General features: G+C 71.5%; 19 protein-coding genes. 5 read left to right on the forward strand and 14 right to left on the reverse strand.

Going from position 1 to position 23,406, the window contains the following annotated elements:
* Nucleotides 1–425: 425 nt before the first annotated feature.
* Nucleotides 426–1,433 carry a stage II sporulation protein M gene (locus tag LHJ74_RS27495; protein WP_260220978.1) on the reverse strand — a complete coding sequence of 336 codons (1,008 nt, stop codon included), beginning with the start codon at nucleotides 1,431–1,433 and terminating at the stop codon, nucleotides 426–428.
* A 101-nt stretch (nucleotides 1,434–1,534) separates the two neighbouring features.
* On the opposite strand from LHJ74_RS27495, the gene LHJ74_RS27500 reads away from it, so the two are divergent.
* Nucleotides 1,535–2,566, forward strand: coding sequence for an RDD family protein (locus LHJ74_RS27500; protein WP_260220979.1), 1,032 nt, complete (start codon nucleotides 1,535–1,537; stop codon nucleotides 2,564–2,566).
* 54 nt (nucleotides 2,567–2,620) lie between these two features.
* Here LHJ74_RS27500 and LHJ74_RS27505 read toward each other — a convergent pair whose 3' ends face one another.
* The 8 genes from LHJ74_RS27505 to LHJ74_RS27540 all read right to left on the reverse strand — a co-directional run bounded on the left by LHJ74_RS27505 (nucleotide 2,621) and on the right by LHJ74_RS27540 (nucleotide 11,221).
* Complete coding sequence (locus LHJ74_RS27505; RefSeq protein WP_260220980.1) at nucleotides 2,621–3,229, reverse strand: hypothetical protein; 609 nt, start codon at nucleotides 3,227–3,229, stop codon at nucleotides 2,621–2,623.
* A 107-nt stretch (nucleotides 3,230–3,336) separates the two neighbouring features.
* Nucleotides 3,337–4,809, reverse strand: coding sequence for an adenosylhomocysteinase (gene ahcY, locus LHJ74_RS27510; RefSeq protein ID WP_260220981.1), 1,473 nt, complete (start codon nucleotides 4,807–4,809; stop codon nucleotides 3,337–3,339).
* Between the two features lie 333 nt (nucleotides 4,810–5,142).
* Complete coding sequence (locus LHJ74_RS27515; protein ID WP_260220982.1) at nucleotides 5,143–6,111, reverse strand: cation diffusion facilitator family transporter; 969 nt, start codon at nucleotides 6,109–6,111, stop codon at nucleotides 5,143–5,145.
* Nucleotides 6,112–6,160: 49 nt separating this feature from the next.
* The gene (gene manA / locus LHJ74_RS27520; protein ID WP_260220983.1) at nucleotides 6,161–7,369 is read right to left on the reverse strand and encodes a mannose-6-phosphate isomerase, class I; all 1,209 of its coding nucleotides are present in this window, start codon (nucleotides 7,367–7,369) and stop codon (nucleotides 6,161–6,163) included.
* 116 nt (nucleotides 7,370–7,485) lie between these two features.
* On the reverse strand, nucleotides 7,486–8,658 hold the full coding sequence (locus tag LHJ74_RS27525; protein ID WP_260220984.1) for an SIS domain-containing protein: 1,173 nt from the start codon (nucleotides 8,656–8,658) through the stop codon (nucleotides 7,486–7,488).
* Between the two features lie 85 nt (nucleotides 8,659–8,743).
* Nucleotides 8,744–8,959: a Trm112 family protein gene (locus LHJ74_RS27530; protein WP_260220985.1), complete on the reverse strand. Its 216-nt coding sequence runs from the start codon at nucleotides 8,957–8,959 to the stop codon at nucleotides 8,744–8,746.
* A 107-nt stretch (nucleotides 8,960–9,066) separates the two neighbouring features.
* Nucleotides 9,067–10,431, reverse strand: a complete 1,365-nt coding sequence (locus tag LHJ74_RS27535; protein WP_260221050.1) for a phosphomannomutase/phosphoglucomutase — start codon at nucleotides 10,429–10,431, stop codon at nucleotides 9,067–9,069.
* Nucleotides 10,432–10,771: 340 nt separating this feature from the next.
* The gene (locus LHJ74_RS27540) at nucleotides 10,772–11,221 is read right to left on the reverse strand and encodes a DUF3499 domain-containing protein (protein ID WP_260220986.1); all 450 of its coding nucleotides are present in this window, start codon (nucleotides 11,219–11,221) and stop codon (nucleotides 10,772–10,774) included.
* A gap of 133 nt (nucleotides 11,222–11,354) precedes the next feature.
* Between LHJ74_RS27540 and LHJ74_RS27545 the strand changes: the two genes are divergently transcribed.
* Nucleotides 11,355–11,795, forward strand: a complete 441-nt coding sequence (locus tag LHJ74_RS27545; protein ID WP_260220987.1) for a metallopeptidase family protein — start codon at nucleotides 11,355–11,357, stop codon at nucleotides 11,793–11,795.
* A gap of 11 nt (nucleotides 11,796–11,806) precedes the next feature.
* Here LHJ74_RS27545 and LHJ74_RS27550 read toward each other — a convergent pair whose 3' ends face one another.
* From LHJ74_RS27550 to LHJ74_RS27570, 5 genes are all read right to left on the reverse strand, one after another.
* Nucleotides 11,807–13,345, reverse strand: a complete 1,539-nt coding sequence (locus LHJ74_RS27550) for a DUF5719 family protein (RefSeq protein ID WP_260220988.1) — start codon at nucleotides 13,343–13,345, stop codon at nucleotides 11,807–11,809.
* Nucleotides 13,342–17,121: a glycosyltransferase family 2 protein gene (locus LHJ74_RS27555; RefSeq protein ID WP_260220989.1), complete on the reverse strand. Its 3,780-nt coding sequence runs from the start codon at nucleotides 17,119–17,121 to the stop codon at nucleotides 13,342–13,344. Before LHJ74_RS27555 ends, LHJ74_RS27550 begins: the two co-directional genes overlap by 4 nt.
* A gap of 245 nt (nucleotides 17,122–17,366) precedes the next feature.
* On the reverse strand, nucleotides 17,367–17,789 hold the full coding sequence (locus LHJ74_RS27560) for an enediyne antibiotic chromoprotein (protein ID WP_260220990.1): 423 nt from the start codon (nucleotides 17,787–17,789) through the stop codon (nucleotides 17,367–17,369).
* A gap of 122 nt (nucleotides 17,790–17,911) precedes the next feature.
* Nucleotides 17,912–18,736 carry an AfsR/SARP family transcriptional regulator gene (locus LHJ74_RS27565; RefSeq protein ID WP_260220991.1) on the reverse strand — a complete coding sequence of 275 codons (825 nt, stop codon included), beginning with the start codon at nucleotides 18,734–18,736 and terminating at the stop codon, nucleotides 17,912–17,914.
* Nucleotides 18,737–19,499: 763 nt separating this feature from the next.
* Nucleotides 19,500–19,763 (reverse strand): WhiB family transcriptional regulator, encoded by a 264-nt coding sequence (locus tag LHJ74_RS27570; protein WP_260220992.1) that lies wholly within the window; start codon nucleotides 19,761–19,763, stop codon nucleotides 19,500–19,502.
* 640 nt (nucleotides 19,764–20,403) lie between these two features.
* Between LHJ74_RS27570 and LHJ74_RS27575 the strand changes: the two genes are divergently transcribed.
* The 3 genes from LHJ74_RS27575 (at nucleotide 20,404) to LHJ74_RS27585 (ending at nucleotide 23,371) form a co-directional block, all read left to right on the forward strand.
* Nucleotides 20,404–20,940 carry a cysteine dioxygenase gene (locus LHJ74_RS27575; protein WP_260220993.1) on the forward strand — a complete coding sequence of 179 codons (537 nt, stop codon included), beginning with the start codon at nucleotides 20,404–20,406 and terminating at the stop codon, nucleotides 20,938–20,940.
* Between the two features lie 65 nt (nucleotides 20,941–21,005).
* Entirely contained in the window at nucleotides 21,006–21,968 is a 963-nt protein-coding gene (cofD, locus tag LHJ74_RS27580; RefSeq protein ID WP_260220994.1) for a 2-phospho-L-lactate transferase, read from the forward strand.
* Nucleotides 21,965–23,371 (forward strand): coenzyme F420-0:L-glutamate ligase, encoded by a 1,407-nt coding sequence (locus LHJ74_RS27585; RefSeq protein WP_260220995.1) that lies wholly within the window; start codon nucleotides 21,965–21,967, stop codon nucleotides 23,369–23,371. Before cofD ends, LHJ74_RS27585 begins: the two co-directional genes overlap by 4 nt.
* Nucleotides 23,372–23,406: the final 35 nt, after the last annotated feature.

Consider the following 23,406-nt stretch of genomic DNA (forward strand, 5'->3'; position numbering starts at 1 on the left):
AATCCGACTGTTCACAGCGTCCTCGCTGTCTTTTGTACTTCAAAGGAACCACCACTCCCGGCCTGGAGGCCGGAAGCAGGGGTATCAACATTTGGCGTTGACTTTTGGCACGCTGTTGAGTTCTCAAAGAACGGACGCTTCCTTTGGTTACCGTCTCCGGCACCCTCCGGGCTTTCCCTTCGGTATTTCGTGTTCCCGACTCTACCAGAAGATATTCACTGGAAGTTTCAGGGGCTTCGTTTGCTGATCCGCATACGGATTCATATTTCGAAGCTTGGGTTGCGCCCTATAAGTAGGCGTTCACCGCTGCTCCCGCTCTCATCGAGCTCCGGGGCAACCGTTAAAACCTACTACCCGCGGAGCGCCGTGTCAACAGCCCTTCGCGGTGATGCAGACATTAGCAGGTCGGTGGGGCCCGACGCACATCACGCCGCGGTGGGCTGTTCGGCAGGCTGGTCGGCGGCGGCCACATCGCCCGTCTCCCCCGCGAGCACCGCACGGCGGCCCACCACGTAGACGTACGCGAGAAAGGCCAGTTCGGCGACGACGCCGATGGCGATACGGGCCGAGGTCGGCAGCCCGGACGGCGTCACGAACCCCTCGATCGCGCCGGAGACGAAGAGCACGGCGGCCAGCCCGAGCGCGATCCCGAGCGCTGCGCGCCCTTCCGCCGCCAGTGCCGTACGGCGGCTGCGGTGCCCCGGGTCGATGACGGTCCAGCCGAGGCGCAGCCCGGTGCCCGCCGCGACGAAGACGGCCGTCAGTTCCAGCAGTCCGTGCGGGAGGATCAGGCCGAGGAAGGTGTCGAGTCTGCCCGCCGAGTGCATCAGGCCGATGCCGATACCGAGGTTGAGCATGTTCTGGAAGAGCACCCAGAGCACCGGAATCCCGAGGAAGGCGCCGAACACCAGGCAGATGCCGACCGCCTGGGCGTTGTTCGTCCAGACCTGAGCCGCGAAGGAGGTGGCGGGATGGCTGGAGTAGTACGACTCGTAGCTGCCGCCCGGCCGGGTCATCTCGCGGAGCTGTTCGGGTGCGGCGATCGACGCCTGGACCTCCGGGTGCGTGCCGATCCACCAGCCGATCAGTGCCGCGGCCACGACCGACAGCAGAGCGGTCGGCACCCACCAGTGCCTGGTGCGGTAGAGGGCGGCGGGAAAGCCCGCGGTGAAGAAGTGTGTGACGTCCCGCCAGGACGCGCTGCGGGTTCCCGTCACCGCGCTGCGTCCCCGGGCCACCAGGGTGGTGAGGCGGCCGGTCAGGGCGGGGTCCGGGGCGCTGGACTGCACCTGGGAGAGGTGGGTGGCGGTGCGCTGGTAGAGGACGACGAGTTCGTCCGCCTCCGCTCCGTTCAGCCGACGGCGGGTGCGCAGGAGTGCGTCCAGCCGTTCCCACTCCGCCCGATGGGTGGAGACGAAGACATCGAGGTCCATGGGGAGAGCTTGGCAGACAGTCGGTCGCACGCGGCAGACTGTCCGGACGACGGGATGTGGAGGTCGTAACCGATGCGGCACCGTGGAGGAGGACACAGCCGGTGAGTCAACTGGTGACGGGTGACGCCGTCGTACTCGGGCTGCGGCCGGCGAAGCTGCCGAGCCGCGCGCTGGCGGTGTTCATCGATCTGGTGCTGGCCTGGGCGGTGTACATACTGCTCTCCCTCACGCTGCTGACGGCCGCCTCGGGGCTGGACGACGCCGCGATGGCGGCGATACAGGTCGCGCTGTTCCTGCTGGTTCTGGTGGGCGGGCCGGTCTCGGTCGAGACACTGAGCCGGGGCCGGTCGGCGGGGAAGCTGATATGCGGGCTGCGGGTCGTACAGGAGGACGGCGGGCCGGTGCGGTTCCGGCATGCCCTGGTGCGCGGCACGATCGGGCTCGTCGAGATCCAGCTGTGCGTGGGCGTGATCGCCTGCATCGCGTCGCTGGTGTCGGCGCGGGGCAGGCGCGTCGGGGACGTGTTCGCCGGGACGCTGGTCGTACGGGAGCGGGTGCCTGCCGCGCGTGCCGGTCTGCGGATGCCTCCGCCGCCGCCCTGGCTGGCGGGGCGCTTCGCGGAACTGGACCTGTCGCGAGTCCCGGACGGCCTCTGGCTGGCCGTACGGCAGTACCTGATGCGGGCGGGGCAGCTGGACGCGGTCGTCGCCCAGTCGATGGCGGAGCGGCTGGCGGCGGACGTGCGGGCGTGTACGGGGGCGCCGCCGCCGCAGGGGCTGTCCGCGGCGGCCTTTTTGGCGGGCGTGGTCGCGGAGCGGCAGGCGCGTGACGCGTACCGGGCCTTCGGTCCTGGCGCGCCGGGGAACGGCACGGAGCCCAGCGGGTACGGGGCGACGTCCGCTGCCGGTGCCTCTGCGGCGCCCGCCCCTGCCTCCGTGCCGGGCGGTGCCGAGACCTCGCAGCGTGCCGAGACCTCGCAGAGGACCGGGTTCGCGCCGCCGGGTGGCACACCCGCCGAGGGCCCGGCTGCGCTGCCCCCGGTGCCGCAGGGCCCGCCGGGCGGCGGACGGGAGGAGGCGGGACGGCCGGACGAGGCGCCGGGCCCCCGCTCCGGGTTCACACCGCCGGGCTGAACTGCCGGGCTGAACTGCCGGGCTGACCTGCCGGGCTGACCGCAGGGGAGCTCGTCAGAACGAGGGCGGCGAGTCCAGCTCCTCCAGCTCTATCCCCGGGGCGGCGAGCACCACGTCGCCTGCGAGGTGCACGCCGTGCTGCTCACCCGTCGCGAGGTCGCTGACCTGATAGTTGTCCACCACCAGCGGGGTGGAGTCCGTTGCGTGCGAGGCGCTCGCTCCCCTGGCCCAGGCCTGGTCGAGAGTGCGGGGTGCGAGTACGGGCGGGGTGAGAGCGACGAGGCGGACGCGCACGGCGGGCTGCTCGGCGGCGGGGCGCAGCAGCCGCGCGGTGGCGACGAGGAAGGCGGGGGACGCACCGGTGAACGAGTGGGCGGCGACGTTGCCCTGCTCCGCGTCCTCGCCCGTGGGAGAGCTGCGGACCCAGGTCACGCCGTCCAGGGCGGCGCCGCGGACCTGCCAGCCCGAGGCGTGGAGTTCCATCCGTACGGGCCTCCCCAGTGCGTCCAGGGTGAGATCGACGGAGCCCGCGTGCTCGCCCGCGGGCGTGGTGATCTGGGAGACGTAGCGCCAGCCGCTGGGGCCGGTGGCGCAGTGGAAGTGTTCTTCGCCGAGGGGGGTGTGATCGTGCGGATCATGGAGCGAATAGCGACCGCGTGGCATAGGGCGACTCTACGTCCGCCGGTGGGACGGCCCGGGAAGGCCGAAGGCCCCCGCCCGTGGTGGGCGGGGGCCTGGGCCTGGTTCAGCGCATGCCGGTCACGCCTGGATCAGTAGCGGTACAGGTCCGACTTGTACGGGCCCTCGACCGGGACGCCGATGTAGTCCGCCTGCTCCTTCCGCAGCGTCGTCAGCTTGGCACCCAGTGCGTTCAGGTGCAGGCGGGCGACCTTCTCGTCGAGGTGCTTGGGCAGCACGTAGACGTCGGTCGGGTACGACTCCGGCTTCGTGAAGAGCTCGATCTGCGCGATCGTCTGGTCGGCGAAGGAGTTCGACATCACGAACGACGGGTGGCCGGTGGCGTTGCCCAGGTTGAGCAGGCGCCCCTCGGACAGCACGATCAGGACCTTGCCCTCGGGGAACTTCCAGGTGTGGACCTGGGGCTTGACCTCGTCCTTGACGATCCCGTCGATGGCGGCCAGACCGGCCATGTCGATCTCGTTGTCGAAGTGGCCGATGTTCCCGATGATTGCCTGGTGCTTCATCTTGGCCATGTCGGAGGCCATGATGATGTCCTTGTTGCCCGTCGTGGTGATGAAGAGGTCGGCCGTCTCCACCACGTCGTCGAGCGTGGCGACCTGGTAGCCGTCCATCGCCGCCTGGAGCGCGCAGATCGGGTCGATCTCGGTGATGATCACCCGGGCGCCCTGTCCGCGGAGCGATTCGGCGCAGCCCTTGCCGACGTCGCCGTAACCGCAGACCACGGCCGTCTTGCCGCCGATCAGGACGTCGGTCGCACGGTTGATGCCGTCGATCAGCGAGTGGCGGCAGCCGTACTTGTTGTCGAACTTGGACTTGGTGACGGCGTCGTTCACGTTGATCGCCGGGAACAGCAGGGATCCGGCCTGGTGCATCTCGTAGAGCCGGTGGACACCGGTGGTGGTCTCCTCGGTGACCCCGCGGATCTCGGAGGAGAGCTTCGTCCACTTCTTCGGGCTCTCGGCCAGGGTGCGGTTGAGCACCTCCAGAACGACCCGGTGCTCGTCGTTCTCGGCCGTGGAGACGGCCGGAGCCGCCCCCTCCTTCTCGTACTCGACGCCCTTGTGGACGAGCATCGTGGCGTCGCCGCCGTCGTCAAGGATCATGTTCGGTCCGCCGGTGGCGGCGTGCGGCCAGGTCAGCGCCTGCTCCGTGCACCACCAGTACTCCTCCAGCGTCTCGCCCTTCCAGGCGAAGACCGGCACGCCCTTGGGCGCGTCCACGGTGCCGTCCGGGCCGATCACGACGGCGGCGGCTGCGTGGTCCTGGGTGGAGAAGATGTTGCAGGAGGCCCAGCGCACCTCGGCACCGAGGGCGACCAGGGTCTCGATGAGCACGGCGGTCTGCACCGTCATGTGCAGCGAGCCGGTGATGCGGGCGCCCGCCAGCGGCTGCTGTGCGGCGTACTCCTTGCGGATGGACATCAGGCCGGGCATCTCGTGCTCGGCCAGCGCGATCTCCTTACGGCCGAAGGCCGCGAGGGAGAGGTCTGCGACCTTGAAGTCCTGCTCGGTCGAGGTGGAGGTCGAGGCGGTCGTCGTCATGCTTGGCTGCTCCTCGGGATGTCGAGGTGTGTCTTTCTGGTCCGTGCTGCGGCGCAGTAGGCGGGCGCGTGCGCACGACAGGTACTACCCGTCGACGAGCACACGTATCCCCTGGTCACAGCCCAGTCCGTCGAAGGCCCTCTCTCCCTCGGTGACCCGAAACGGGCCGCCCGACCGCCATCAGCAGCGACGTCTGTGCTCTACGAATCTACACCGCCGACCCAGTCGAGCGGATGGCCGCGGTCGGGTGCAAGACCGACTCCGGGTCGGTTTTCGGCCCCGCGCCGCGTCAGCGGCGTTCCGGGGCCGAAAAAGCGTCGCTACTTCTTGTCGCTACTTCTTGTCAGTGCCCGCGTCAGTGCCAGTGCCAGTGCCCGCAGTACCGGCCGCCTCGCCCCGGAAGATGTCCGGCTCCAGATAGATCACCCGTGCGATCGGCACCGCCGTACGGATACGGGCCTCCGCCGCGTCGATCGCACGCGCGACCTCGGTGGCCGTGTCGTCGTGCCGCACCGCCACCTTCGCGGCCACCAGTAGTTCCTCCGGACCGAGATGGAGCGTGCGCATGTGGATGACCCGGGTGACCGTCTCGCCGTCGACGAGCGCCTCACGTACGAGGGCGACCTGGGTGGCGTCGGCCGCCTCGCCCAGCAGCAGCGACTTGGTCTCGGCGGCGAGCACGATGGCGATCAGGACCAGCAGCACGCCGATGCACAGGGTGCCGATGCCGTCCCACACCCCGTCGCCCGTGAGCAGCGCGAGCCCGACACCGCCGAGGGCGAGGATGAGCCCGACGAGCGCACCGAGGTCCTCCAGCAGCACGACGGGCAGTTCCGGAGCCTTTGCCCGGCGGACGAACTGGGGCCAGGTCAGCTGGCCCCGTACCTCGTTCGACTCCTTGATTGCGGTACGGAAGGAGAAGGTCTCGGCGATGATCGCGAAGACCAGCACGCCCACCGGCCAGTACCAGTGGTCCAGCTCGTGCGGGTGCTTGATCTTCTCGTAGCCCTCATAGAGCGCGAAGACGCCGCCGATGGAGAAAAGGACGATGGAGACGAGGAAGCTGTAGATGTACCGCTCGCGGCCGTAGCCGAAGGGGTGCTCCTCGCTGGCGGCCCGCTTCGCCTTCTTCCCGCCGACCAGCAGCAGCGCCTGGTTTCCGGAGTCGGCGACGGAGTGGACGCCCTCCGCGAGCATCGAGGACGAGCCGCTGAAGGCGAAGGCCACGAACTTGGCCACCGCGATGGCCGCGTTGGCTACCAGGGCGGCGACGATCGCCTTCGTTCCGCCTGCTGCACTCATGCGAGAGGGGTCCCTTTCTCCGGGTGTTCCTGTGCGCCCGGCCGTCCGGTCAGACGGCCACGGTGGCGCGGAAGAGCGTACCCCCGCCGGAGACTTCCGGGCGGCTGCCCGACTTCACATACGCGGACTCCCCGCGCTCCAGGACCAGTTCGGTGCCGTCCGCCGCATCCCGGAGGGTGACGCGGCCGGCGGTGCACAGCAGGATCTGGGGCGTACGCCCCGCCAACTCGCGGCCGGGACGGCTCGCTTCGAGGACCAGTCGGGAGAGCCGGAACTCTTCGACGGGGGTCTGGTAGACCTCTTCACCGCCCACCGGGTCCGGGCGGAGGATCTCCGGCTCGCCCGCCTCGAAGCGGACGATGCGCAGCAGCTCCGGCACATCGACGTGCTTGGGGGTGAGGCCGCAGCGCAGCACGTTGTCGGAATTGGCCATCAGTTCGACGCCGAGCCCGTTCAGGTAGGCGTGCGGTACCCCGGCCCCGAGATACAGCGCTTCGCCGGGCTGCAGCCGTACGTGGTTGAGGAGCAGCGCGGCGATGACCCCCGGGTCCCCGGGGTAGTGCCGGGCGAGGGAGGCACTGGTGGCGTAGGCGACCCCCTGCGGCGTGTCGGCGTGGGTGCCGCCGCTGAGGCGTTCGGCGGCGGCGGCCGTCTGGGCGACGGTTTCCGCGAGCGCCGCCCGGTCGGCGGTCAGCAGGCCGGTCAGCACCTCCCGCAGTGCGTCGCCCTCCGGGCTTGCGTGCAGGATGTCCGCGTAAGGCTTCAGGCCGTCGACATCGAGGCCGGAGAGCAGCGCGGCGGCCTCCGACGCGTGCCGGAAGCCGCAGAGGCCCTCGAACGGCGTGAGCGCGCACAGCAGTTCGGGCTTGTGGTTGGCGTCCTTGTAGTTGCGGTGCGGGGCGTCGAGCGGGACGCCGCTCGCCTCCTCGGCGGCGAAGCCCTCGGCGGCCTGCGACAGGTCCGGGTGCACCTGGAGGGAGAGCGGGGAAGCCGCCGCGAGCACCTTGAGCAGAAACGGCAGCCGGGGCCCGAAGGCTGCCGTCGTCACGGCGCCGAGCTCACCCTCCGGGTCCGCCGCGATCACCTCGGAGAGTGTGACCGGGCCGCTGTCGCGGTCGACGCGGGACGGGGCTCCGGGGTGCGCGCCCATCCACATCTCGGCCTGCGGTGCACCGGTTGGCGGTACGCCGAGCAGCTCGGGGAGGGCGGTGACGGATCCCCAGGCGTAGGGACGCACGGAATTGTCGAGGCGGTCCATGTGGTGCGGGCTTCCTGACTGTCTGCGGTGACGGTGCTGGTGCTGGTGCTCGTGGCAGTGCTGGTACTGGCGTACTGATGCTGGCGTGCTGATGCTGGCGTGCTGATGCGCGCGGTTCAGGATGCGTCGCCGGCGGCGAGCGCCAGGTAAACGGCGGCGAAATCCAGCGTGGCGATCAGTTCTGCGGCGGCTTCCAGCCCGGTGCTGCCCTCGGCGGGCTCCAGCTCGCTGAGCGGGGAGTCGTGCGCGTACGCCAGTTCACGGGCGGCGACGGCGGCCGAATCCCGCGCCCGGTCCTGCTCGCGCAGCAACACCACGCGGGTGTGCAGTGCCTCCGGATCCTCCACCCTGTCCCGGAAGAAGTCCGGTTGCTGGGCGCCCGCGCCGGTGAGCGCGCCCGTGAGCAGCGCGCCGTGCGCCGTGAGGGCCTCGGGCAGCCGGGCCGCGAGTGCCGGTCGCCCGGCGAGGGCGCTGAGGGTGGTGGCGGCGTGGCGGGCGGCGGCGCCCGCCACCTCTCCCTCGCTCCACAACAGCGGCAGCGCGCCCGAGAGTTCGACGGCGAGGGTCTTTCCGGGGTTGCTGTAGGTGTCGATGGCCGGGCCGCACCGCTCGGCGACCCGGTCCAGCCGGTCGGCGAGTTTCTGCAACGCGGACGTCGGCGCGGAGACCAGGCCGAGCCGGTCGGCGAGCGCGAGCAGCGGGGTGATCATCGCCCAGAGGGTGCCTGGTTGGGTGGCGGGAAGCCGCACCGTCCCGGACGGTTCCTGCTGTCCGTGCGAGGACTCGTAGGCGGCGGGGGCGGCGGCCAGGGGAACCGCCAGTCCACGCGTCTGCCCGACGGCCTCGGTCAACAGGGTGCGCGGCGGGGCGATGGCGACGACCGTGCAGCCCCGGCGGTACGCCTGTTCGACGAGCGCTTCCAGGCCGGGCTCCTCGCCTTCGGCGGTGGTGAGGAGCAGCAGGTCGAGCGGGCCCACCCAGCCGGGCAGCATCCAGCTGAGCGCGGAGGGGGCCGCCAGCGCGCCCGAGGGGCGGAGCAGGGTGACCGGCACCCCGCCGTTGCAGAACGCGCCGAGGAGGTCGGCCACACAGCTGGTGACCGGGCCGTACCCGGCCACCAGCACGGAGCGGGGCCGCCCGTCCGGCTGCAACGCGGAGAGCCCGGCGTCGTCTGCCTGCCTTATGGCCGTGCGCGTGCGCGCCCCGGACTCCGCCGCGCCGAGCAGCAATCCCGCCGCATCGGCGCGGGCCAGCGCGTCAGGGGCATCCAGCAGGGACTCGTCGAGCATCGGGTCGAGCCTCCGATCGGTCGTCGGCGGGGTCTTGAGCCGGAGTGTCAAACGGGTTCGGGCGTGTGCCAGGCGTGTCAGGCGGTCAGGCCGGGCGGCGGGCTTCGTCGACGAGGAGGACCGGAATGTCGTCGCGGATCGGATATGCGAGGCCGCAGTCCGCACCCCCGGTGCAGACCAGCTCGCCCGGAGGGGAGCTGTCGGCCCCGGCGTCCGCGTCGCTGGCCTGCGACTCCTCGCGGAGCGGCGCGTGACACGCCGGGCAGGCGAGGATCTCGAGGAGACCGGCTTCGAGCGGCATGGGGATGTCCCTTCAGAGGCAGGCGCTGCTGTGCGGCCCAGCGTACCGCCGGGCCGCGGCAGGACGCGGACGTGCGCGGACCGGTCGACGAAACGACGGGGACCGGCTCAGCCGATCAGGGCCAGCACGGTGTCGCGCACCTCGGCGACCGTCGAAGGCTCGCGTGCCTCCACGTTGAGGCGCAGGAGCGGTTCGGTGTTGGAAGGACGCAGGTTGAACCACCAGTCGGCGGCGGTGACCGTCAGCCCGTCCAGCTCGTCCAGCGTGACCCCCTCGCGGCCCGTGTAGGCCGCCTTGACCGCGGCTGCGCTGGCGGCCTGGTCCTGGACGGTGCTGTTGATCTCTCCGGAGGAGGCGTAGCGGTCATAGGAGGCCACCAGCGCGGAGAGCGGACCGCTCTGGCCGCCGAGCGCGGCCAGTACGTGCAGGGCGGCCAGCATGCCGGTGTCCGCGTTCCAGAAGTCGCGGAAGTAGTAGTGCGCCGAGTGCTCGCCGCCGAAGATCGCCCCCGTCGCGGCCATCTCCTGCTTGATGAAGGAGTGCCCGACCCGGGTACGGACGGGAACGCCGCCCGACTCCCTGACCACCTCGGGGACCGACCAGGAGGTGATGCAGTTGTGGATGACCGTGGCCCCCGGCGACTTGGCCAGCTCGCGCGCCGCGACCAGTGCGGTGATCGCGGAGGGGGAGACCGGGTCGCCGTTCTCGTCGACGACGAAGCAGCGGTCCGCGTCGCCGTCGAAGGCCAGTCCGAGGTCGGCGCCGTACTCGCGCACCCGGGCCTGGAGGTCGACGATGTTCTTCGGGTCGAGCGGGTTGGCCTCGTGGTTCGGGAAGCTGCCGTCCAGCTCGAAATACATCGCGTCGAGCTCGACCGGAAGCCCCTCGAAGACGGTGGGCACCGTGTGGCCGCCCATGCCGTTGCCCGCGTCCACCACGACCTTCAGCGGGCGGACGGCTTGGAGGTCCACCAGCGTGCGCAGATAGGCGGCGTAGTCGGTGAGGGTGTCCTGCCGGGAGAGGGAGCCCTCCGGCGCGCCGGAGGCGGGCGGGCCCGCGGAGCCTGCGGCGGACCACTCCTCCACCAGGCCGCGGATCTCGGACAGGCCGGTGTCCTGGCCAACTGGTGACGCCCCGGCCCGGCACATCTTGATGCCGTTGTAGCGGGCGGGGTTGTGCGAGGCGGTGAACATCGCGCCCGGCAGCCCCATGCTGCCGCTGGCGAAGTACAGCTGGTCGGTCGAGCAGAGCCCGATCAGGGTGACGTCCGCGCCCCGGCCCGTCGCGCCTCTCGCGAACGCCTCCGAGAGGCCTGGCGACGAAGGCCGCATGTCGTGCCCGACCACGATCGCACCGGCGCCCGTGACCTGCACGAAGGCCGCGCCGAACAGTTCGGCCAGCCCCTCGTCCCACTGGTCCGGCACCACACCGCGTACGTCGTATGCCTTCACGATCTGCGAGAGATCAGCCACGGCCACCCAGCCCTCCTGGAGTTCTCAACGGAGCCACAAACGTACCCGTCGGGAGGGAGGGCAACGGCGGCGGCAGGGCGAGGACCTCCCCCACGCCCTTAGAGCCGCTAACAGAATGGGCGGTCGGCTTGCGACGCCTGGCACGCGCGCTCGCCGCGTTGTCGGAGTCGTCCATGTACGCCCAGTACGAGGACGATCCTCCGCCTTGCGAGCGCACGCACCAGACGCCGCAAGCTGATCGACCGCCCATTCTGTTAGGGGCTCTTAGAGCCCCTAACAGAATGGGCGGGCGTAACGCGCGTGGACCAGCCGGACGGTGCGAGGTCACCCGGCCAGGCTCTCAGGGCTCCGGGGAGCGGAGCACCCGCAGGTGCCCCCGCCGGGCGACCTCCATCGGATCGGCGTCGCGCCCGCCCGGGCCCGCCGGGGAGGGGTCGCCGCGCTCCGGCCTGCCCCGGTGCGTACGAGCGGCCTCGCGCACGGCGTCCGCCAGCGCCTCCAGATCGTCGCCGCTGGGCCGGGCCGGGCCGGAGTCCAGCGCCAGCCGGACGACCTCCCAGCCGCGCGGGGCCGTCAGCCGCTCCGAGTGGTCGGCGCAGAGGTCGTAGCAGTGCGGTTCGGCATAGGTGGCGAGGGGGCCGAGCACGGCGGTCGAATCCGCATAGACGTACGTCAGCGTCGCCACGGCAGGGCGACCGCACGCGGAGCGCGAACAGCGACGTACAGGACTCACGACGTTGGACGGTACCGCACTCTTGAGCGGGCTGCGACGACTCCCCCGGGACGTCACTCCGCCGTGTCGTCACCCTTGCCCGCGGCCGGCCCCGCGGCCGGCGGGGCGGCGACCGTACGGCACCGTACGCGTACGCTCGGTATGACTCGATGGGCGCCGGGGGCGCCGGGAGACGGCTAGGCTCGGGGTGATGAACGACCCGCCCCGCCCCGCTGATCCGCGGCCGCGCCGCCGAGACCGCCATGGCCGTGGCATGCGCGGGCCGGTGGCGCCGCCCCAGGTGCCGCTGGTGACGAGCCGGGCGGAGACCTTCGACGATCTGGTGCGTGACTCGGCCGACCGCCTGGAGCGGCACTGGCCGCAGCTCGCCGGGGTCGACTTCGCGGTGCAGGAGGTGCCCCGCATGGACGACGCCGAGCCGGACGACTCCGGCATCGTGCCGCTCGGCCGGGTCGTCCCCGCGCACTCCGACCGCCCGGACTGCGTGATCGTCTACCGCCGCCCGGTGGAGATCCGCACCAAGAACCGCGACGAACGCGCACTGCTCGTGCACGAGGTCGTCGTCGAGCAGGTCGCCGAACTGCTCGGCCTCTCCCCGGAGTCGGTCGATCCGCGCTACGGACAGGACTGACCGCGAGACGGTCAGTCCGTCAGCATCGACAGGTCCTCGCCCGCCTCCGGCACGGCCACCGTCCCCTTGTCGTCCGGCAGCGACTGCACCGTGAACATGGGGACGCCGTCCTGCTCCCGCGCGAGGGTGCGCGCGGCGTAGACCTCACCGCCGGACAGCGGCTTGATCGTCAGGGCGTAAGCCCCCTTGCCGCCCTTGGGGCTGGGCGGGGTGACGGCCAGGGTGGCGCCCGCCTTGACGGTGTAGGTCTCGCTGCCGGCCGTGCCGCCGCCGGTGCCGGGCGACGCGGTGACCCGCACCTTGGCGGACTTGCCGGGTGCCGCCAGCGACAGCGTCGACTCCTTCGCCCGGTTTCCGACCGCCGTGGCCCGCTTCTCGACCTGTGCCGTGGAGGGGATGAACGCCGTCTCCTGCTTGGCGCCCTTCCCTCTGGTCACCCGCACCGCCGCGACGATCGGCGCCTCACCGCCGTTCCCCGACGGTGAAAGGATCAGCGAGCCGGCCTCACCCCTGGTGAGGTCCTTCAGGTCGACCGCCGCGGTCTTGCCCGCCTTCACATGGAGCGTCTCCTGCCCCGCCGGGGTGAACTGCCCCGAGGGCGCCGCCAGGCGCACCTTCAGGTCCGCGTCCTTCCCGCCCGGAGCCGTGACCACCAGGCGCACGGACGTCGAGTCGCCCGGGATGCCCGGCAGCACGGCGGTCGGGCCGGGGACAGCGGCCGGGGGCAGCCAGTCGCCGCCCAGCTTCTGGTCCATCACCTGCACCTGGGCGGCGACCCGGCCGGTGCGGGCGACGGCGTGGACCGCCACGTTCGCCACCGGTTCGGCGGTGAGCGTGGACAGCAGCACCGGCACCGTCGAACGGGGCGGGACGGAGATCTCCTCGCCCGCGTCGCTCTTGATCCGGCCGTCCTTCCCGTGCAACTCCAGGTCGACGACTGCCGCGGTCTGGTCGGGGTTGGTGAGGTGGACGTAGTCCTGCCGCTCCTCGGCGGCGCTCGCGCCGGGGAACCAGAAGTCCGTGCCGGCCTCGGCGCAGGCCACGCCGTGCAGGCCACGCCCGGCACCGGCGCTCACGGTGGTGGTCTGCTGTACGGACCAGCCGGGGGCGAACCGGCCGTCGGCGGAGCCGATCAGGGCGGGGGCGTCGGAGCGTTCGGTGCTGACGGTGACCGGCTTGCCGGGCTCCTTGAGGGGGAGCACGGCCTTGGCCTTCGCGTCGTCCGTGTCGACGCCCTTTTCCTTCTTGTCCTTCTTGCCTTCGCCGTCGGCTGGAGCGGCCGGGTCGGTGTAGTCGGCGGGGAACATCTCCGCGCTGCCCTTGCCCGACCCGCCCTTCGGCGTGAACGCCGTGTACTCGGTCTCCGCCAGCTGGGAGTCGGGTGGCTTCGGGCAGATCAGCGTCGACCGCTCCACCGGCAGTCGCTTGGCCGCCGGGGCGCTGTCCGCGGCCGAACCGGAGGAGTCCTCGGGCACGGTGAGCGCGGCGACACCGGTGACGGCGGCGAGCGCCGTGACGGCGCCGATCAGGGTGAGGGTGGGGCGGTTCACTGCTGCTCACTCCTGTTGCCGTACGGGGTGCCGTCGTAGCCGCCTGCTTCGTATCCGCCTGCTTCGTAACCACCCGCGTCATAGCCGTACGCGTCGTATCCGTACGGCTCGGCGGGCGGCTGGGCGGGCGGCTGGCCGTGCTGCTGGCCGTGCTGCTGCGCCTGCCAGTCGTCGTAGGGCTGCTGCGGGTAGCCGGGCGCATGCTGCGGCGGCAGGGGCGGCTGGGGCGCCTGCGGCTCGTACGGCTGCTGGTAGGTGTCTCCGTAGCCGGACGCGTAGTCGGCGTACTGCGGTTCGGGCTGGAAGCCGGGCGCGAGGTCGGGCTGCGGCGCCTCGTAAGACGCCTCGTGGGAAGCCTCGTACGGCACCTGCCCGGGGACCGGAGGCGGCCCGGCGTCCGCCGTCTCTGCCGCCCCCTGTGTCTCGGCCGTCTCCGCCGCGGCCCGCAGCCGCCGCGCCCGGCGCCCCTCGCCCGCCACCGGCTGCTCCGGTACCGGTACCGCCGCCACCTCCGGCAGGTCGTCGTCGATCTCGCGTCGCCGCCCCGGCAGGGCCAGGACCAGCACCAGCACGGCGAGCACCCCGCGTGCCCACACCCATCCGGTGTGCGAGAGCGGCGTCTCGTACGTCAGGTCCAGCCGGCCGCCCTCCGCGGTCAGCTCGAACCCCTGTGCCCAGCCGTCGACGGTGATCGCCTTCAGCGGCTTGCCGTCCAGCGTGGCCTTCCAGCCCGCGTCGGCCGCGTCCGCGATCCGCAGCACCCGGCCGTCCGGCCCTGAGTCGATCTTGGTGTGTGCCTCGACCGGCCCCGCGTCCACCGGCACCGGGGCGGTGACCGCACCCGCGGATCCGTCCTCGCGGGCCCCGTCCCCGGGCACGACGGAGACGCGGGAGACGTCTCCCGCCACGCTCCACAGCGAGCTGCCGTCCTCCTGGCTGAGCCGGGTCAGTCCGGGTGTCGCGTCGAGCACGCGGCTCATCGCGCGCGGTGCGCCGTCGCGCACCAGTACGTAGCGGATCGCGTAGCCGCCGAGCTGGCTCGTCTGGTCGGCGCCGGAGCCCGCGACGAGGTTGGCGACGATGCCGCTGAGCCTGTCGTCCTCGCCCGTCGCCGCCGCCACACCGGCGTCGCCCAAGCGCGCGCCGGAGCCGCGCACCAGGGTGTACGAGACGCCGGATGCGGCGCCGTCCGCGTCGTCACCGGCGAGTACCAGCGTGCGCGGCTGGTCCTCCGTCCCGCTCTCCTCCGCGACGAACGCGGGCACCTGCACCGGGTCACGCCGGGAGAGCGGACCGTCCGCGCCGTCCGACATCCAGCCGACGGCCGCGATCAGCGGGGCCGCCACCGCGGCGACGGCGATCAGCCCGGCGACCGGCTGCTGCCAGCCGAAGCTGCGCGAGGCGACCCGCTCCCGCGCCCCGTCGGCGCCCACAGCCGCTGCCGACAGCAGCGCCAGACCGTAGACGAGGGTGGCGGGTCCGGCCCAGCCGGAGCCGTTGCTCAGTGCGGCGAAGAGGAGCCCGGTCAGTGCCACGACCCAGGCGGTGAGGGTCACCCGCCGCCGGTCGGCGCGCAGCAGTGCCGCGAGGGCCGCCAGCACCACCCCGGCGAGCAGCAGCCCGGCCGTGGTGCCCGGGCCGCCCGGGGTGAGAGTCAGCAGGTCCACGGCGTCGGCGGCGCCTTCGCCGTACGGCAGGCCCGCCTCGTCCAGGAAGCGTGACGGGCTGCCGAGCAGCGTCGTCGACCAGGGCGCCAGCAGCACCAGCGGGGTGGCCAGCACGATCAGGGCGCGGAGCGCGGTCGGGACGGTACCGGCGGCCGGCGCGCCCGTGCCCGGCAGCAAGGGCAGGGCGAGTGTGACGAGCGCGAGCACCAGGGCGATCGGCCACACCACCGGGGTGAAGGCGGTGGTGAGGCTCAGCAGCAGCGCGAGGCCCCAGGCCGCGCGCCACGAGGCGGTGCCGCGCAGTCCGCTGGCTGCGACGGCGGTGCGGGCCAGCAGCGGCAGGGTGATCGCCAGTACGGCGGTGCCGATGCGCCCGCCCGCCAGGGCGCCGGTGGCGGCGGGCAGGAAGGCGTACGCCACGCTCGCCCAGGCGCGTACCAGCCGTGACTCGGCAAGCGGGCGGGAGGCGAAGTAGGCGGTGAGCCCGGCAAGGGGCACGGAGCAGACGAGCAGGAGGGTGAGGGCGAGCCCGGTGCTGCCGAACAGCAGCGTGGCGAGCGCGGCGACGACCCCGAGGTACGGCGGCGCGATCTCGGTGCTGCCGGTGCCGACCGGGTGCCAGCCGTCGTAGACATACGCCCACAGGTCGCCCACGTCGCCCGGTGCGGGCAGCAGTGCGCCGCCCGCCAGGGCGCCGCCGCCCAGCAGGGAGCGGCAGGCGATGAGTGAGACGAGCAGCAGGACGCCGAAGAGCAGCGGGCCGGGCTTCTGGGCGAGCCGCTTCAGCCGCGCGAACTGTTCGACCTCCAGAAAGTCGGCGTCGTCGTCACCCGGGCCGGACTCGACGGCGCCGTGCCGCCCGCCGGTGGAGGGTTCGGGCTCGGACCGGCCGCCGAGGCTGCCCGCGATCTGCTCCGCGGTGGCTCGTACCGTCGCTCCGGGCGGCGGGAAGAGCCCGCGCAGGTCGCTCTGGGCGACGACCGGCTTGCCCCGTGCGCGGCGGGCGCCGGTGAGGCGCAGCGGCCGCAGCAGGGTGCCGAACAAGCCGCCCACCTCGTCGAGCGCCTGTCCGGGCACTTTTCCGACGAGATAGGCGAGGGTGCGCAGCAGGGTGCCGAGCGTCAGCCGCAGCAGCACCCAGGGGAGTACGGCGGTGCGGCTGTTGGCGAGCAGGGTGTAGACGGCTCCGGCCTTGTCGACACGGTGCGGGCTTGCGCCGCGGCCGCGTCCGACGCAGTCGACGGGCCTGCGCTCGCGGGAGGCCGCCTCGGCGTGCCGCAGCACCGCGTCGGGGACGACGAGCACCCGGTGTCCGGCCGAGTGGGCACGCCAGCACAGGTCGACGTCGTCGCGCATGAGCGGCAGCCGCCGGTCGAATCCGCCGAGTTGCTCGAAGACGTCACGGCGGATGAGCATCCCGGCCGTGGACACGGCGAGCACGGGGCGCACCTGGTCGTGCTGGCCCTGATCCTGTTCGCGCCGTTCGATGCCGGTCCAGCGGCGCCCGCTGTGGGCGATGGTGACGCCCGCTTCGAGCAGCTGCCGCTGGTCGTACCAGCTGCGCAGCTTGGGCCCGGCGATCATGACGGAGGGGTCGGCGTCGACGACGTGGAGCATTCGCTCCAGCGCGTCCGGCTCCGGCGCGCAGTCGTCGTGCAGCAGCCAGAGCCACTGGACGGGCTCGCCGTAGGGGAGTTCCGGCATGTCGTAGGCGTCGTCGCGCCAGGTGCGGGTGGCCGGATCCCAGCCGCTGGGCCGCTTCAGATAGGGCAGGTCGTCCGGGGTGAGCACCCGCGTCGCACGGACGGCCTCCTCGACGGCGGTGCCGAAGCCGGTGCGCCGGGCCATGTGCAGCACCCGGGCGGGGCCGAGGGAGTCGGTGAGGAGTCCGGCGGATTCGTCGGCGCTGCCGGTGTCGGCGGCGACGATGTCCTGGACGGGACGCTCCTGGCCGCTCAGCCCCGCCAGCGCCTCGGGCAGCCAGCGTGCCCCGTCGTGGGAGACGAGCACGGCCGTGACGACGTGCCGGGGGAAGGCGGGAGGGGTGGGAGTGGCCAACCCTGCTGTGGCCGCCCCGTGTTGGGCTGCCGAGTGACTGTGCACGGACATCGAGGTAGGGGCCCCGTTTGGGTGGACTGCGGTGGACGCGAGCACCCTCGCAGGAGGCCGGCGCGTCTTGGACGGTGCCCCACACTAACGGCTCCGCTCCTTCCCGCGGACGGAACCGTAGCGGCTTGCGACCACCCCCTGTCGCGGGGGAGGTCGTGACTGCCGGGCCCGGCAGCGCGTCGGGCCGCCCCCGGCTCCGGTGCGGAGGCGGAGACGGCCCGACGGGTCAGCCCGAGGCGGAAGGGTCAGCCGAAGGAGATGGGGTGAGCCACGGGGCCGCCCACCTCTTCCCAGGCCACGATCGCGCAGTCGTCCACGGCGCAGTCGACCGTGACGGTCTCGCCGGTGTTCCAGTCGGTGGCCGTGAATGTCGTCTGCACGTCGTAGGAGACGTTGAAGCCGCCGTTGGCGTCGGCCGTGGTGTGCACGGTGGCATCGGCGCACGTGGTGTCGTTGACGCACTGGCTGACGCCCACCTCGGTGCCCGCGACGTACCCGCTGCCCGCGACGGCCACCGTCTGCCCGTCGGTGAGGCCGGTGCTGGGCGTGACGGTCAGCGCCGGGGCAGCCGCCGCCGAGGCGGAACCGGCGAACAGCAGGGTCGCTGCCGCCGCGGCTCCCAGAACGCTGATCTTGGAGAAACGGGAACGGTTGATGAGCATGTTCATCTCCACCTCATTGCAGGTTGGGGTGCCTACGCGTGGATCACGCTCCGCCAGACTGGGAGACGCCGAGGGAGCCTTGCTAGAGCCTCACTTGAGCCTCCGGTTCCGGGTCACGTGCTCGGGGTTCACGCCGCATAGAGGTCGAAGGTCGAGGTACGCCGCGGTCCCGCGACGACCTCCAGTTGGGGATCGACCGCGAGGATCGCCTGGTGGAGCCGCTGGAGCCGGGGCGAGGGCTCCACTCCCAGATCCTCGACGAGCCGTCCGCGCAGCCGCCGGTAGGCGTCGAGGGCGGATGCCTGGCGTCCGGAGCGGTAGAGCGCCACCATCGCCTGCGCGTGCAGGCCCTCGTGCTGCGGGTGGCGGCCGGTCAGGTCCGCGAGCTCCGCGATGAGTTCGGTGTGCCTGCCCAGCCGCAGTTCGGCGTCTATCCGCCGCTCCATGGTGACCAGGCGGCTCTCCCGCAGCCGGGTCACCTCGTTGCCGAGCACGGGGCCGGCGCGTACGTCCACGAGCGCGGGGCCCGCCCACAGCTTGAGAGCCGCACGGAGGGAGCGGGCCGCCCGGCCGTCGTCACCCTCCTCGAACGCCAGCCGTCCCTCCTCCGCCAGACTCTCGTACGCGTGCACGTCCACCCCTTCGCGGGGGACCTGGAGGACGTAGCCGCCGTACTGGGTGGCGAGTACCTCTTTCGCGGCCGAACCCGGAGCGTCGGGGCCCATCGCAGCGGCCAGCCGTCTGCGTAACTGGAGGATGTAGGTCTGCAGGGTGGTGAGGGCGCTCGCCGGGAGGGCCGTGCTCCAGAGCTCCTCCATGAGCGTCGAAACCGGCATGACGCGCCCCGGGCAGAGGGTGAGTAACGCCAGTAACTGGCGGGGCTTTCCCGCGGTGGGAACGATCGAAACCCCGTTGACCTCGGCACTCAGCGGTCCCAGCACTTTCGCCTTCACGGTTTCCTCCGCACCTCGACGGACTCCTCCGTTTCCGAGCCGATACCTGTCCTTTCTGTACGCACGACAAACAGAAGGAATCCTAAACGTGTTCGACCTCTCACTTTCGTCAACCTCCATTGTTTTCAGGCATTACTCCGGGGGCCGGGCAGAAAAGAGACGGCAGAAGTGCCATCGGACTGCGGGATGACGCTGAGCCGACGTGGAGCGGGCGAGGTCCGGCCCACGTGGGGCGGAGCCCGCGCAGCCGATAACCGACGGTTGCACGCACAGCTCACTCCGGAATCCGGAAGCGGATCATCAGATGGAGCCCTCGCCGAATTGCTGCGCCGTGCCGTGGTCGCGGTGGCCGAATTCAGGAAAGCGGAGCCGTGCCGCCGCCCGGGCAGCAAGCCGTGCGGTTCTGCTCCTCACATACACGAACCATATGATTAAAGAAACAGCGCAGACGGTTTGTCAACCCTTGGGCCGGGTTGCTCTTTACCCCTGCATGGGAATGCCGCAGCCGGTGCCGGGAAATTCGGCGTACGCCGGGCCGGGCCCGGAGCTGTCCGGCTGCGGGGCCGCGCAGCCCCGCCGGGCAGGCCCTGGCGGACTCCCTAAAGGCCGTCCCGTAATCCCTGGTGGATCAGCGCGCGGCGTCAGATGCGGTGCTTCGCAAGGCGGAGGGGCGTCCTCATACTGGGCGTATCCGGGCGTTCCGGCAACGCAGCGAGGTGCCGTAGCTGTCGTCGTGCGCCCGCCAGGGATCACGGGACAGCCCTCAGACAGCCGCCTTCTTCAGCCTGCGCCGCTCCCGCTCGGACAGCCCGCCCCAGATGCCGAAACGCTCGTCATTGGCGAGTGCGTACTCCAGACACTCGGACCGGACTTCGCAGGCAAGACAGACTTTCTTCGCCTCGCGGGTAGATCCGCCCTTCTCGGGGAAGAACGACTCCGGATCGGTCTGGGCGCAGAGCGCGCGCTCCTGCCAGCCGAGCTCCTCGTCCGCCTCGTCGACCAGCAGTTGTTCGAACAGCTCGGTCATGTGCGCGCCCCTCGTCTGTCTTTACGTCCCCGTGATGCAGTCGTTACCTATCCCGCATGAACGACACGAGTGAAATTACAAGTGCGCCGATCAAGGCCAGTCAAGCCAAGATCTGCTATTGCGACCCTTATTCACTCTGCGGAACCAAGGCATCCGGAAAGTCTTCAAATATCTACAAACTATGACAACCCCGCAAGGTTGATCATCACTTCGCACCTCTCGCCCGGAAGACGGGACGCGCATCGAACACGCTCCGGCTCCCGCACCGAAGCGGCGCTGATCACAGAGAGATCACAGAACCACAACGACGTTTGGGTGCGCGGCTGCTGCGCCACATGTCCGCGGCGGGCACTGCACAAACCTTTCTCCAAGCAAGGCAACCGGATGGAGTGAATCCGTACGCCCGAGCGCGGCATCCAGTTGACAGCGGCCGGGGTCAGCCGGTCTCCTTGACCGCATGTCCGTGCCACGCTCGCCGCACCCGACCCGCTACGGCCGGTCGGGCTGCGCCGCGTCCTGGCCGTGTTGTCGTCGCTGCTGTTGAGGCATCCCCACCGCGCCCAGCCCTCCCCCGGGCTCCCGCGCACCGGCCCCTCCTCCTGACCTCCAGCCCGACCTCTCAGCCAAAGGCATCTGCTCTGTGAACAGCGACCTCCAGATCGCGGGCGACCTGCTCGCCGTCCCGCATCTCCTGCCGCCCGCCCCCGACCACCCCAGCACCGTCGCCGGATTCGCCGGTCTGGCCCGTACGATCGCCGCCGACCACGACTCCTGGGCACCACTCGTGCGGTACGACGCCCTCACCCGCTGGTACCACCGGCTGCGCACCGGCCCCGGCTACGAGGTGTGGCTGCTCAGCTGGCTGCCGGGCCAGGGCAGCGGGCAACACGACCACGGCGCCTCGTCCGGCGTGCTGACCGTGCTGACCGGTGAACTGACCGAGCGCGTCCGCCGTGGCGGCGCCACGAGCGGCAAGAGCGGTGTGACCGCGCGTCTGCTGACTCCCGGCGCGCAGCGTGTGTTCGGACCGGGCTACGTGCACGAGGCGGTCAACGACAGCCTCGAACCCGCGGTCAGTCTGCACATCTACTTCCCCGGCCTCACCGAGATGCCGATGCACACCCCCCACAAGGCGTCCACCGCACGGACACCCCTCAAGGACCCAGCCTCCGGCTGACAGGCCCACCCGTCGCCCGACCACCGCCCCTCAGGGATTCAGCCTCCGGCTGACAGACTGTCTGCATGCAGCGCATTGTGGTTCTGGCCGGAGGTGTCGGTGGTGCCCGATTCCTTCAAGGGCTCAAGTCCGCCGCCCCGGACGCGGACGTCACCGTCATCGGCAACACCGGGGATGACATCCATCTGTTCGGCCTCAAGATCTGTCCCGATCTCGACACCGTGATGTACACGCTCGGCGGCGGCATCAACGAGAAGCAGGGCTGGGGCCGGGCCGAGGAGTCCTTCACCGTGAAGGCCGAGTTGGCCGACTACGGCGTGGGCCCCGAGTGGTTCGGGCTGGGCGACCGCGATTTCGCGACGCACATCGTCCGTACGCAGATGCTGGGTGCCGGTTACTCCCTCAGCGCCGTCACCGAGGCGCTGTGCGCACGCTGGCAGCCGGGCGTCCGGCTCATCCCCATGACGGACGACCGGGTGGAGACGCACGTGGCCGTGTCGGACGGTGAGGGCGAACGCAGGGCCATTCACTTCCAGGAGTACTGGGTACGCCTGCGCGCCTCCGTCGACGCGCACGCGGTCGTGCCGGTGGGGGCGGACCAGGCGCAGCCCGCGCCCGGAGTGCTGGAGGCGATCGGAGACGCGGACGTCATCCTCTTCCCGCCGTCCAACCCCGTGGTGAGTGTCGGCACGATCCTCGCGGTGCCCGGCATCCGGGAGGCAATCGCCGACGCGGGGGTGCCGGTTGTCGGTCTCTCACCGATCGTGGGCGACGCCCCGGTGCACGGGATGGCGGACAAGGTGCTGGCCGCGGTCGGCGTCGAGGCGACGGCGGCGGCGGTCGCGCGCCACTATGGCTCCGGGCTGCTGGACGGCTGGCTCGTCGACACCGTCGACTCGGCTGCCGTCCCGTCCGTCGAGGAGGCGGGCATCCGCTGCCGCGCGGTGCCCCTGATGATGACCGATGTCGAGGCGACCGCACAGATGGCGCGCGAGGCGCTGACCCTGGCCGAGGAGGTCCGCGCATGACCACCCCCGTACATGACGGCTCGCGCGACGTCGCGCACGATCCCGTGAGTGGCGTACCGGCCTCGTTCCAGGTGTGGGCGCTGCCCGGCATCCCGGAGGTGCAGCCCGGCGACAGCCTGGTCAAGCTCATCGTGGAGGCGGCTACGGCCGAGCGGATGCCGGGGCTCGCGGACGGCGACGTGCTGATCGTGACCTCGAAGATCGTGAGCAAGTCGGAGGGCCGGACGGTACCGGCCGACGACCGTGAGGCATCGATCGAGGCGGAGACCGTACGGGTGGTCGCCCGGCGCGGTGCAGCCCGGATCGTCGAGAGCAGGAACGGCCTGGTGATGGCCGCTGCCGGAGTGGACGCCTCCAACACCCCGGCAGGCACGGTGCTGTTGCTCCCGCTCGATCCGGACGCCTCGGCGCGCGGCATCCGGGAGGGGCTGCGCGAGGCGCTGGGCGTCGAGGTCGGGGTCGTCGTCACGGACACCTTCGGCAGGCCGTGGCGCGTGGGTCAGACGGACGTCGCGATCGGCGCGGCCGGGGTGCGGGTCCTGGAGGACCTGCGCGGCGGTGAGGACACGTTCGGCAACCTGCTCGGTGTCACGGTCACGGCCGTCGGCGACGAACTGGCGGCGGCCGGGGAGCTGGTGAAGGGCAAGACGAGCGGCCTGCCGGTGGCGGTGGTGCGGGGTCTGTCCCGGCATGTGAGCGACGGCGGCGATGACGGCGGCGCCGGCGATGGTGGTGGCGGCGAGGAGCAGTCGGCGCGGGCGCTGGTGCGCGACGCGGCGAACGACATGTTCCGGCTGGGTACTTCGGAGGCCGTACGGGAAGCGGTGACGCTGCGCCGCACAGTGCGTGAGTTCACGGAGGAGCCGGTCGACGGCGCGGCGGTGCGGCGTGCCGTGGCGGCCGCCGTGACGGCACCGGCGCCGCACCACACGACGCCCTGGCGGTTCGTCCTGCTGGAGTCAAAGCGGTCCAGGACGCGGCTGGTCGACGCCATGCGCGAGGCGTGGATCGCCGATCTGCGAAGCGACGGCAAGAGCGAGGAGAGCATCGCCCGGCGGGTGCGGCGAGGTGACGTGCTGCGGAACGCGCCGTATCTCGTGGTGCCGTGCCTGGTGATGGACGGCTCGCACACCTACCCGGACGCGCGTCGCGCCGCTGCCGAGCGGGAGATGTTCGTCGTGGCGAACGGCGCGGGCATCCAGAACTTCCTGGTCGCGCTGGCCGGTGAGCGGCTGGGTTCGGCGTGGGTCTCGTCCACGATGTTCTGCCGGGAGACCGTACGGGAGGTGCTGGAGCTGCCCGGCGGCTGGGACCCGATGGGCTCGGTCGCCGTCGGCCACCCGGCGGCGCCACCACGGGACCGGCCGCCACGGGACGGGGCGGATTTCCTGACGGTACGGTGACGCTCCCTGGGGCGCGTAGGTCCGGTCCGGCACCG

This window comes from Streptomyces gossypii (genome assembly GCF_025165795.1).
Taxonomy (GTDB): Bacteria; Actinomycetota; Actinomycetes; order Streptomycetales; family Streptomycetaceae; genus Streptomyces; species Streptomyces gossypii.

Excerpts from the sequence above, each read along its gene's own strand:
- manA (WP_260220983.1), bottom strand. The coding sequence starts at position 7,369 with ATGGACCGCCTCGACAATTCCGTGCGTCCCTACGCCTGGGGATCCGTC.
- LHJ74_RS27505 (WP_260220980.1), bottom strand. The coding sequence starts at position 3,229 with ATGCCACGCGGTCGCTATTCGCTCCATGATCCGCACGATCACACCCCC.
- ahcY (WP_260220981.1), bottom strand. The coding sequence starts at position 4,809 with ATGACGACGACCGCCTCGACCTCCACCTCGACCGAGCAGGACTTCAAG.
- LHJ74_RS27545 (WP_260220987.1), top strand. The coding sequence starts at position 11,355 with ATGAACGACCCGCCCCGCCCCGCTGATCCGCGGCCGCGCCGCCGAGAC.
- LHJ74_RS27530 (WP_260220985.1), bottom strand. The coding sequence starts at position 8,959 with ATGCCGCTCGAAGCCGGTCTCCTCGAGATCCTCGCCTGCCCGGCGTGT.
- LHJ74_RS27585 (WP_260220995.1), top strand. The coding sequence starts at position 21,965 with ATGACCACCCCCGTACATGACGGCTCGCGCGACGTCGCGCACGATCCC.
- LHJ74_RS27560 (WP_260220990.1), bottom strand. The coding sequence starts at position 17,789 with ATGAACATGCTCATCAACCGTTCCCGTTTCTCCAAGATCAGCGTTCTG.
- LHJ74_RS27570 (WP_260220992.1), bottom strand. The coding sequence starts at position 19,763 with ATGACCGAGCTGTTCGAACAACTGCTGGTCGACGAGGCGGACGAGGAG.
- LHJ74_RS27515 (WP_260220982.1), bottom strand. The coding sequence starts at position 6,111 with ATGAGTGCAGCAGGCGGAACGAAGGCGATCGTCGCCGCCCTGGTAGCC.
- LHJ74_RS27495 (WP_260220978.1), bottom strand. The coding sequence starts at position 1,433 with ATGGACCTCGATGTCTTCGTCTCCACCCATCGGGCGGAGTGGGAACGG.
- LHJ74_RS27525 (WP_260220984.1), bottom strand. The coding sequence starts at position 8,658 with ATGCTCGACGAGTCCCTGCTGGATGCCCCTGACGCGCTGGCCCGCGCC.
- LHJ74_RS27555 (WP_260220989.1), bottom strand. The coding sequence starts at position 17,121 with ATGTCCGTGCACAGTCACTCGGCAGCCCAACACGGGGCGGCCACAGCA.
- cofD (WP_260220994.1), top strand. The coding sequence starts at position 21,006 with ATGCAGCGCATTGTGGTTCTGGCCGGAGGTGTCGGTGGTGCCCGATTC.